This window comes from Rhodococcus sp. EPR-157 (genome assembly GCF_001647195.1).
Lineage (GTDB): Bacteria > Actinomycetota > Actinomycetes > Mycobacteriales > Mycobacteriaceae > Rhodococcoides.
Genome location: NZ_LVCV01000167.1, coordinates 1 through 9,535 on the forward strand (window position 1 = coordinate 1; position 9,535 = coordinate 9,535).

Consider the following 9,535-nt stretch of genomic DNA (forward strand, 5'->3'; position numbering starts at 1 on the left):
CACTCTTGCCTCGGATTGAACGGGTGTTTAGCATGTTGTCCATGCGTTCAACGAAGACGGATGATCTGACCACTCGGGCTCGTATCCGCGACGCCGCAATCGAGGTGTTCGGGCGGGACGGATTCACCACGGGTGTTCGCGCCGTCGCCACTGCCGCCGGAGTTTCTCCAGGCCTGGTCAATCACCATTTCGGGTCCAAGGACGGCCTGCGGGCAGCATGCGACGGATACGTCCAGGACCTTCTTCGTGACAGCAAGTCGAGTGCGCTGTCGTCACCGCCCGCAGGCATCATCGCCCAGCTCGCCGAGATCGACTACTACGCGCCCGTCGTCGCATATATCGTGCGGAGTTTCGCGTCAGGCGGACAACTCGCGACCGACATGTACGAGCACATGGTCGACGACGCAGTCGCCTACCTCGACGAGGGCGTCGCCAGTGGGCGCCTCAAAGCCAGCCGTGACCCGCGCGCCCGTGCCTGCTTCCTGGTGCGTCAGAACGTCGGCGGAATGCTCGTCTACCTCCAGATGCAGCCCCAGGGCACGGACTTCAAGACCGCGCTGCGGAACATGACGGAGGAGATCACTCTGCCTGCCCTCGAGCTCTATACCGAGGGTCTCTTCGCCGAAACCGACACCCTCGACACCTACCTTCGACACCAGGAGAACCGATGACTGCCATAAGCGTGAGTTCTCTCGTCAAGACCTTCGGCCGGGTCAACGCGCTGGACGGCCTCGACCTGACCGTGGAGAGCGGCGAAGTACACGGCTTTCTCGGTCCCAACGGGTCGGGAAAGTCGACCACCATCCGAATTCTGCTCGGTCTCGTGCGAGCGACTGCCGGTCACGTCCGACTGCTCGACGGCGACCCATGGTCCGACGCCGTTGCGCTGCACCGGCGTCTGGCCTACGTCCCCGGCGACGTGACGATGTGGCCGTCACTGACCGGCGGCGAGGTCATCGACCTGCTCGGACGTATGCGGGGAGGCGTCGACCCTGATCGCCGAGACGAACTGATCGAGAGGTTCGGTCTCGATCCGCGCAAGAAGACACGAACGTACTCCAAGGGGAACCGGCAGAAGGTTGCGCTGATCTCGGCGTTCTCCTCGAACGCCGAACTGCTTCTGCTCGACGAACCGACGTCCGGACTGGACCCGCTGATGGAGCGCTTGTTCGCCGAATGCGTCACCGACGCATCGGCTCGCGGGACGACGGTGCTGTTGTCCTCGCACATTCTCTCCGAGGTCGAGAAGCTCTGCCAGCGGGTGACGATCATTCGCGACGGCCGAACAGTCGACTCCGGATCACTGAAAGAGATGCGGCTCCTCGCACACACGATGGTGACAGCAGTCGTGGACCGCCTTCCGCACGACCTGAACTCGTTGCCAGGAACCGCCACCGCGGATGGGCATACGTTGAGCTGCCGCGTCGACGGTGTCGATCTTCCCCAGCTCATGCGCGGACTGGCGGAGCTGGGCGTCACCAGTCTGACGAGTTCGCCGCCCACACTCGAGGACCTGTTCTTGAAGTACTACGCGGTGCAGTCATGACCGGTCTTGTCGGTCTGATCAGGTTGTACGTCCGCCGGGACCGGATCGTTCTGCCGATGTGGGTCCTGTCGATCGGACTGATTCCGCTGCTCTACGCGGTCAGCTTTCGGGGCCTGTATCCGACGGCTGCAGATCGGGAGATGTTCTACCAGGCAACGGCGAATGCTCCGGCCCAGCTCGCCATGGTCGGCCCGATCTTCGGTGACGATCTAGGTGCGCTCGTCACCTGGCGAGCCGGAGTTCTGTTGACGCTCGCCCCTCTCGCCGCACTTCTGACGGTCGTCCGGCACACGCGAGCCGAAGAAGATGCCGGGCGGACCGAGTTGATGGGGTCGACCGTCGTCGGGCGGCATGCAGCCCTCGCGGCAGCCATCGTCGTTGCCACCGGGGGAGTGTGTGCGGCTGCGCTCGTCGCATCCGTGTCGCTACTTCTCACCGGGTTTGCTCCGGCGGGAAGCATCGCGTTCGGGCTGGGGATCGTCGCGGTCGGGGTGGTGTTCGCAGGGATCGGAGCCATTGCCGTGCAGATCGGTTCTGGGGCGCGCGTCGCCCGCGGATACGCGTTGGCGGTCTTGGCCGCAGCGTTCGTACTCCGAGCCGTCGGCGACGCGGGGTCGGGGACACTGTCGTGGCTGTCGCCTATCGGATGGTCGGCCCAGCTGAGGCCGTTCGCGGACGAGCGGTGGTGGGTTCTCGTACTGCCCTCGGCCAGCGCGGCAGCAACAGTCGCGTCGGCGTTCGTGCTTGCCGGCCGCCGCGATCTCGGATCGGGTCTGGTGGCCGAGCGAGATGGGTCGCCCCGCGCGTCGGCGGCGCTGAGCGGCGTGTTCGGTCTGGCGTGGCGACAACAGCGCGGGCTACTTCTCGCCTGGACGCTCGGGCTGGGGCTCATCGGACTCGTACTGGGCAGCGCCGCGGAAGGGGTCGGCGGGCAGCTGGGCAGCAGCGCAGCGATCAGCGACGCGCTGGGCGCATTCGGCGGATCCTCGCTCGTCGAATCGTTCCTCGCAGCAGCGATCAGCCTCTTGGGCATCGCTGTCGCCGCGTACTCCATCTCGGCGATTCTGCGCGCTCGTGCAGAGGAGGAGTCCTCGCTCGCCGAGATGATTCTGGCGGGAAGCGTCGGACGGGGTAGGTGGCTGACCAGCCAACTCGTCTTCGCGCTGGGTGGTCCGGTCGTCATGCTGGCCCTTGTGGGTCTTGCTGCTGGGGTCCCGTACGGACTTGCCATCGGCGACGTCGGTTCGGCTGTGTCAACACTGCTCGGCGCCGCGCTGGGTCAGCTACCGGCGGTGTGGGTTCTGACGGCGGCGAGTGCGCTGCTGTTCGGGCTCGCGCCGCAGTTCTCCAACTCGGCGTGGGCGTTGTTGATCGGCTGTGTGTTGCTGGGCCAAGTCGGCGCGGTGGTCGGATTGCCGCAGTTCTGGCTCGACCTGTCACCGTTCACCCACCTGCCCCATCTGCCGGGCGGAACCGTCGCCGCGACGCCGATCCTGTGGCTGTGCGCGCTTGCTGCGTCAGGATGCCTCGCCGGATGGTGGGCGTTGCACCGGCGAGACATCCGTTGATGATGATGCGGGCAACTAGGACCTGTGCGCGCTACGGCGTGCGCTCGATCGTCACCCCGTAGCGATCTTCCACGTTCTGCTGGAACTCGCGGTTGCAGTCGTCCCTCGCGGATTGGCTGTTGCCGGCATCGTTGATGCAATCGAGGTAGTCCTTGCCGCCGATGCTGTTGAACAATCCGACGCCGAATACGATGAGGGCGATCGACAGCAGGATCGCGAGCACACCCAAGATGATCGACATCAACGACACCGTGCCGTTCGTGGCGGTGCCCTTCTTGTAGTTGGATCGGCCCATGATCCCGAGAACGATTGCGAGCAGTCCCAGCACGACGCCGCCGACAATCGTCCACGACGTCAGAATTCCCAGGATTGCCAGGACGAGCGCAATGATGCCCAGCGTGTTCTTGGGTGCAGCGGGCGGGTACTGGCCGGGCTGCTGGTATCCGCCAGGCGGGTAGTTGCCGGGTGGCGGGTAGTTGCCACCGGGCGGTGGATAACCGCCGGGTGGTGGGTTGTTGCCGGGTGGTGGGTAGTTTCCGGGCGGTGGCTGTTCTGACATGGCCTTCGATTCCCCTCCAGTGCGTGACGAGTGCGGGAAGTCTAGCGCCGCACGGCCGTCGATCAGGGTTTCTCCACCAGTTCGTGACCAAAGAGGGAGGTCACTGCCCAAGTCACTGCCCTAGGCGTGCATGCATCTCCCACACCAGGATCTCAGCGTGTTCGAACGACTGAACACGCTGTCCACCAGACGAACTCATCCGCACGGCATCGCCCTCGTACAGTTCCCCGACGCCTTCGACCTGGACGGTTCCCTGTGCGACGAAAACGTGAAGAAAAGGCGCTTCTGGCAGCGAGATCGGGCGCTCGGGGTGCAACCGAGCCACATGCAAGGCCGCTGCCTTCTGGTTGATTCGGATCGCGGACTCGCCGTCGTGCTTCTTCATGCCCGATGCGATCGGAACCAGTCCGCCGCGCAGCAATTCGTCGGCGACCTCGAGTTGCTCGTAGCCCGGTTCGAGACCGGGCGTGTCCGGAACTACCCACATCTGTACGAATCTGACCGGCTCCTGGTGAGTGTCGCCGGTGAGCCGCCACGAGTCGTTCTTCTCCGAGTGCATGATTCCTTTTCCTGCACTCATCCGCTGCGCAAGTCCTGGATAGATGACTCCGGAGTGGCCGATCGAATCCTGGTGGACGAGCGAGCCTGTCGTCACCCACGTGACGATTTCCATGTCCCGATGCGGGTGCGTGTCGAAACCCTGACCGGGAGAGACGATGTCGTCGTTGTTGACGAGAAGGAGTCCGTGGTGGGTGTTGTCCGGGTCGTAATGCTGACCGAACGAGAACGAATGTTTCGAGTCCAACCATGCCACACGGGTTTTCAGGCGATCGCCGGCGCGATGGATATCGATGTGCGGGATGGAGAGTGGAGCGGACATGTGTCTACTCTACGAGGCGTCGGAGGTGTCCGGTGACCGGTCGCATAACTTTCGCGCGTCGAGTCGAGTGTGAGGAAACCTCGAACTGGGTAGGCCCGGGGTTGATCACGGAGCGGGAGGGCGCCGGTGCTCGAGAGGGACCGATGCTCGATAGGGTAGGTACACCAAGCGAATGCGGAGAGAACTCTTTATGACCGATTCGACGCGCGTCACCACGGTGGACATCGAGACGGCACTGCTGGCGTGGATCCCGCAGCAGAGATGGTTTGCGGCCAAGGGGTCGGTGATGGTGTCGTTGGAGGTGGTCGAACGGGTGCCTCTCGGATCCCGTCCCGGGGTGAGCGCCGAACACATCCTCGTCGACATCGGACTGGGTGCGCATGTCGACGACGGCGGGCAGGTACAGCGCTATCAGGTTCCGCTCGGATTTCGCCGCACGGCACCGGAGGAGCTGGCAGCCTGGCAGCTTCCGGTGGTCGAGGCCGACATCGTGGTCTACGACGGTCTGAGAGATCCGGCCGTCATCGCGATGTACGGCGATGCGCTCGCTGCCGCCGAGTCGGTCGGGCCTATCGACTTCCGGAGCGTCGCCGAAGACTCGGTGAACTCCGGGATGCTCGGGCGGGTGCTGGGCGCAGAACAATCCAACACTTCGGTCGTGCTCGGTGAAGTGCTGCTGCTCAAATTCTTTCGTCGCGTGGCTCCCGGCGTCAATCCCGATATCGAACTGCACAGGGCGCTCGCGGACACAGGGTGCCGCAACGTGGCTCCACTGCGCGCCTGGATCGACATGCAGTCCGATGGCGAGTTGTCGATGCTGGGTATGGCGCAGGACTTCGTCGCGGATTCGGCCGAGGGCTGGACGACCGCGCTCACATCGGTACGGGATCTGCTCGCGAGCGGCCTCGCGCAACCGGACACCGACTTCGCGACGGAGGCATATTTGCTCGGCGAGGCGGTGGCCCATGTCCATGCTGATCTCGCGCGGCAACTCGGAACATCGGAGCGGCCCGCGAAGTCCTCGGTGGACGAGATACTGGAACGGGTCGAAGCGGCTGCCGAGGCGGTGCCCGGACTCGCCGCGCACCTTCCCGCTGCACGCGAGCTGATAGCCCGAGCCGAGGCCGCGGGCTCCACCACGGTGCAGCGGATTCACGGCGATCTTCACCTCGGACAGGTGCTACGTACTCCGTCGACGTGGTTGCTCATCGACTTCGAGGGCGAGCCGGCCAAGTCGCTCGAGGAACGCCGACGTCCGGACAGCGCGCTACGGGACGTCGCCGGGATGCTCCGATCGTTCGACTACGCCGCGCACAACCTGTTGCTCGCCGAATCCGGCGTCACCGACGAGGCCGCTGATCTGGCCACCCAGTGGGTGGAGCGGAACTCGTCGGCGTTCTGCGACGGCTACGCCTCGGTGACGGGTGCGGATCCGCGATCCGAAGCCGCCCTCCTCGGCGCATACGAGCTGGACAAAGCTGTGTACGAGGCCGTCTACGAGGCCCGTAATCGACCGACGTGGTTGGACATCCCGATGCGGGCGATCAGGCGTCTGGCCCCCGCGCACGAGTAGTCACTCCCAGCGATTGATCACCCCCGGCGGTGATCAATCGCGCGCATATTCGGCAGGGATGGACCCGAGGCGCCCCGCTTGGAAGTCCTCGAACGCCTGGATGACCTCGGACCTGGTGTTCATGACGAACGGGCCGGCCATCGCGACGGGCTCCCGAATCGGCTTGCCACCGAGCACGAACACCTCGAGGGATTCGCTCCTGGAGTCCGGACGATCTGATGCCGCAATGTCGATGGTGTCGCCGCGCCCGAGCACCGCGGTCTGACCCATTCGCAGAGGTCGACGATCTGGGCCGACGGACCCGGACCCGGCGAGGACGTACACCAGTGCGTTGAAGTCTCGGTTCCACGGAAGTGCAAATGCAGCGCCGGGCGCCACCGTGACGTGGGTCAGCGCGATGGGCGTGTACGTCGATCCCGGCCCCTGATGACCCGAGACCTCACCGGCGATGACCCGAACGAGAGCACCGCCGTCGTCGCTGGAGAGCAACGCGACCTTGTTGCCGGTGATGTCCTGGTAGCGGGGCGCCGCCATCTTGTTGTCACGAGGCAGATTGACCCAGAGCTGCACGCCGTGGAACAGGCCACCGGATTGGACGAGGTGCTCGGGCGGGGCCTCGATATGCAGGATCCCTGCGCCCGCAGTCATCCACTGAGTGTCGCCGCCACCGATGCTGCCGCCACCGCCACCGGAGTCCTTGTGTTCCATGATCCCGTCGATCATGTAGGTCACGGTCTCGAATCCGCGATGCGGGTGCCACGGAGTTCCCTTCGGCTCACCGGGTGCGTAATTCACCTCGCCCATCTGATCGATATGGATGAACGGGTCGAGCGAAGAGAGGTCTATACCCGCGAACGCCCGACGAACCGGAAAGCCTTCACCCTCGAATCCTGCGGGGGCCGTGGTGACGGACTTGACCGGCCGGGCCACAGCGGTCGCGTCGGGAAGGGGTATGCGGGGGAGGGCAAGAATGTTGTCGACAGTTACAGCAGGCATCGTGGTCTCCTGGCTCAGTTGATGTCTCAGGTTAGTTGATCAGTCAACTACCGCTGAGTGTAACGCCGACCCCGAAAAACCTATTCCCATCGATCTTCAGCTCACTTGTTCGCCTTGCGTGCGTCGGCGCGGTCCGCGCGCGCCTGTTCCTGCTCGGCGCGCCGCTCGTCCATGCTGGCGGAGACGCGAGCCTGCAGGCACTCGGCAGCGCTGTGCAGCTGGGTCACGTCCCCGTCGGGGGAAATCACGGTGCAGTACGCGCGGGCGTCGGTCCCCGGTTCGATCACGGTATCCGCGGATGCTGCTGTAGCCGCGGTCAATCCGGCGATGCCGATCATTCCTGCGACGGTCAATGTTCGAATCACTTTGTAAGGCATGACTTCCTGCTTTCTTCGGGCTGAGCGTGGACAACCGATTTCCGGTGTGAATCGATCGTGTCGCGAGAGTCGGCAGGACACCATCGGGGCAGTCCCCCATCTTTCGAGGGTGCTGATCTCAGGGTGGGGGTACGGTCTGCACTGGGCGTCAACGCCCTGACGAGGTCCTGTGAGAGAAGAGCGGTGTCGTACATGCAGGTGAGTAGGCGGGCGTTCCTGACGACCCTTCTCCTGGCACCCACCCTGACAGTCGCCGTGTCGCCGACGGTTGCGGCTGCGCCTGCAGTCGGAGGGATGGACCTCGGCGACGTGCTGATTTCCGCCGGCAGGCCGACGGAACACCTGTTGGTCGTACTCGACGTTCGTACCGACGGCACAGTCGGGCTCGTGCTCCCCCGGGCCGAGGTAGGTCAGGGATTGACGACGTCGCTGGCCATGCTCGTCGCCGAGGAGCTCGACATCGCAGTCGGCACCGTCGAGATCTCGCTGGCCGATGCACGGCCCGAGTTGCTGTTCAATCAGATGACCGGCAGCTCGAATTCGATCCGGTCGATGTACTGGCCCATCCGTCATGCCGCGGCAGGTGCTCGCGCGCGATTGATCGCTGCTGCGGCGCTACGCTTCGCCGTTCTTCCACAGGACATTTCCCTCATGGACGGGGTCCTGACGGCCTCGGACGGGCGAACGACGGGAATCGGTGATGTCGCCACCGCTGCCGCCGACCCGTTGCTGAAAATCATTCCTTCCGAACCGAAACCGTCGGATCAGTTCCGTGTGATCGGCACATCGGCCCGCCGCGTCGACGCGCGGGCGATGGTGACAGGCTCGTTCGAGTACGCACTCGACCTCGACGTTCCGGGTGCCATGCCGGTAGTCGTCAGGCGAGCGCCGTCGATCGGTGGCAAGGTGGCCGACGTCGACAAGGGTGCGCTCGCGGCAATGCCCGGTGTGATCGACGTGGCTGTCATCCCGACCGGTGTTGCGGTGATGGCCGAAACCTTCGGGCAGGCTATCGATGCCGCAGCTGCGGCCCGCGTCACGTGGACGTCGGGTCCGGTCGATGCGGAGAACGACGAAACCATTCGCGGCCGGCTGCGTTCCGCTGTCGAACCTTTCACGACGACCGGCGAGCTGACCGCCGAGTTCGACTTCGCATTCGTCTCACATGCTGCCATGGAGACCAATTCCGCTGTGGCAGATGTACGGTCGGACTCGGCCGAAATCTGGGGATCGATGCAGGCGCCGATCGTCGCCAAGCAGGTCATCGCTCGGGTGTTGGGAATGCCGGTCGGTGCCGTTACTGTCCACGTCGTCAGCGGTGGTGGCTCTTTCGGTCGACGCCTGTTCTTCGACGCGCCTCTCGAAGCCGCGCAAATCTCTCAGGCAATGGGACGAAAGGTGCGGCTGATGTGGACGCGGGTCGACGACTTGCGTCACGGCCGCGCGCGGCCTGCCTCGCATCACCGATTCGCGGTGCGGACCGACGGCACCGATGTAGCCTCCTTCGAGCATCGGACCGCCGCGGTGGCAACGGACTTCTCGCACGGATTCGGCGAGATCCTGACGGCATCGGGATCGGCGGCATCAGGACGGTCGGTGTTCTCGCGGACGGTGGCAACGCCGTATGCCTTCGGTGACGTGATCGAAACTCTGCGCGAGGTCCCACTCCCGATGAACACGGGCAGCTGGCGTTCGGTGTTCTCCGCCACCAGTCGTGGGGCCGCGGAGATCGTCGTCGATCGAACAGCGGCCGCCCTCGGGTTCGACCCCGTCGAGTTTCGGCGATCCCGTCTCACCGACTCCCGTCACCGCGCAGTTCTCGATGCCGTTGCTGCGGAAAGTGATTGGGGAAGGCAACTGCCCGACGGTTGGGCGCAAGGTGTCGGCTTTCATGCCGAGTACCGGTCTTGTGTCGCGTACGTCGTCGACCTCGACGCCACCGATCCCGACCGGCCGCGGGTGCGACGCGCCGTCGTCGCCGTGGATGTCGGGAAGACCATCGATCCGTCGGGGCTGGAGGCGCAGATGCTCGGTGG

9 protein-coding genes are annotated in these 9,535 nt (G+C 64.8%); 5 read left to right on the forward strand and 4 right to left on the reverse strand.

The window, feature by feature from the left end; translation table 11 throughout:
• Positions 1-41 precede the first annotated feature (41 nt).
• From A2J03_RS07405 to A2J03_RS07415, 3 genes are read left to right on the forward strand one after another with little or no spacing between them, the layout of a single operon-like run.
• A complete protein-coding gene (locus A2J03_RS07405; RefSeq protein ID WP_068371542.1) occupies positions 42-671 on the forward strand; it encodes a TetR/AcrR family transcriptional regulator in 630 nt (209 codons plus the stop codon).
• Entirely contained in the window at positions 668-1,546 is an 879-nt protein-coding gene (locus tag A2J03_RS07410; protein WP_068371527.1) for an ABC transporter ATP-binding protein, read from the forward strand. The genes A2J03_RS07405 and A2J03_RS07410 overlap by 4 nt, the downstream gene beginning before the upstream one ends.
• Complete coding sequence (locus A2J03_RS07415; protein ID WP_068371530.1) at positions 1,543-3,114, forward strand: ABC transporter permease; 1,572 nt, start codon at positions 1,543-1,545, stop codon at positions 3,112-3,114. Before A2J03_RS07410 ends, A2J03_RS07415 begins: the two co-directional genes overlap by 4 nt.
• A 31-nt stretch (positions 3,115-3,145) precedes the next feature.
• Here the strand turns inward: A2J03_RS07415 and A2J03_RS07420 are convergent, their stop codons facing one another.
• Both A2J03_RS07420 and A2J03_RS07425 read right to left on the reverse strand, forming a co-directional pair.
• Complete coding sequence (locus tag A2J03_RS07420; RefSeq protein WP_231912411.1) at positions 3,146-3,673, reverse strand: DUF4190 domain-containing protein; 528 nt, start codon at positions 3,671-3,673, stop codon at positions 3,146-3,148.
• 112 nt (positions 3,674-3,785) lie between these two features.
• The gene (locus tag A2J03_RS07425; protein WP_068371531.1) at positions 3,786-4,553 is read right to left on the reverse strand and encodes a pirin family protein; all 768 of its coding nucleotides are present in this window, start codon (positions 4,551-4,553) and stop codon (positions 3,786-3,788) included.
• Positions 4,554-4,743: 190 nt separating this feature from the next.
• Here A2J03_RS07425 and A2J03_RS07430 point away from each other — a divergent pair, with 190 nt between their 5' ends.
• Positions 4,744-6,126, forward strand: coding sequence for a maltokinase N-terminal cap-like domain-containing protein (locus A2J03_RS07430; RefSeq protein ID WP_068371533.1), 1,383 nt, complete (start codon positions 4,744-4,746; stop codon positions 6,124-6,126).
• A gap of 33 nt (positions 6,127-6,159) precedes the next feature.
• Here the strand turns inward: A2J03_RS07430 and A2J03_RS07435 are convergent, their stop codons facing one another.
• Together A2J03_RS07435 and A2J03_RS07440 are read right to left on the reverse strand one after the other, a co-directional pair.
• Positions 6,160-7,122 (reverse strand): pirin family protein, encoded by a 963-nt coding sequence (locus A2J03_RS07435; protein ID WP_068371536.1) that lies wholly within the window; start codon positions 7,120-7,122, stop codon positions 6,160-6,162.
• Between the two features lie 101 nt (positions 7,123-7,223).
• Positions 7,224-7,499 (reverse strand): hypothetical protein, encoded by a 276-nt coding sequence (locus A2J03_RS07440; RefSeq protein WP_156520257.1) that lies wholly within the window; start codon positions 7,497-7,499, stop codon positions 7,224-7,226.
• A 192-nt stretch (positions 7,500-7,691) separates the two neighbouring features.
• Here A2J03_RS07440 and A2J03_RS07445 point away from each other — a divergent pair.
• Positions 7,692-9,535 (forward strand): xanthine dehydrogenase family protein molybdopterin-binding subunit (locus tag A2J03_RS07445; RefSeq protein WP_068371547.1); only part of this gene is annotated, 1,844 nt, incomplete at its 3' end.

Excerpts from the sequence above, each read along its gene's own strand:
- A2J03_RS07435 (WP_068371536.1), bottom strand. The coding sequence starts at position 7,122 with ATGCCTGCTGTAACTGTCGACAACATTCTTGCCCTCCCCCGCATACCC.
- A2J03_RS07410 (WP_068371527.1), top strand. The coding sequence starts at position 668 with ATGACTGCCATAAGCGTGAGTTCTCTCGTCAAGACCTTCGGCCGGGTC.
- A2J03_RS07440 (WP_156520257.1), bottom strand. The coding sequence starts at position 7,499 with ATGCCTTACAAAGTGATTCGAACATTGACCGTCGCAGGAATGATCGGC.
- A2J03_RS07415 (WP_068371530.1), top strand. The coding sequence starts at position 1,543 with ATGACCGGTCTTGTCGGTCTGATCAGGTTGTACGTCCGCCGGGACCGG.
- A2J03_RS07405 (WP_068371542.1), top strand. The coding sequence starts at position 42 with ATGCGTTCAACGAAGACGGATGATCTGACCACTCGGGCTCGTATCCGC.
- A2J03_RS07430 (WP_068371533.1), top strand. The coding sequence starts at position 4,744 with ATGACCGATTCGACGCGCGTCACCACGGTGGACATCGAGACGGCACTG.
- A2J03_RS07420 (WP_231912411.1), bottom strand. The coding sequence starts at position 3,673 with ATGTCAGAACAGCCACCGCCCGGAAACTACCCACCACCCGGCAACAAC.
- A2J03_RS07425 (WP_068371531.1), bottom strand. The coding sequence starts at position 4,553 with ATGTCCGCTCCACTCTCCATCCCGCACATCGATATCCATCGCGCCGGC.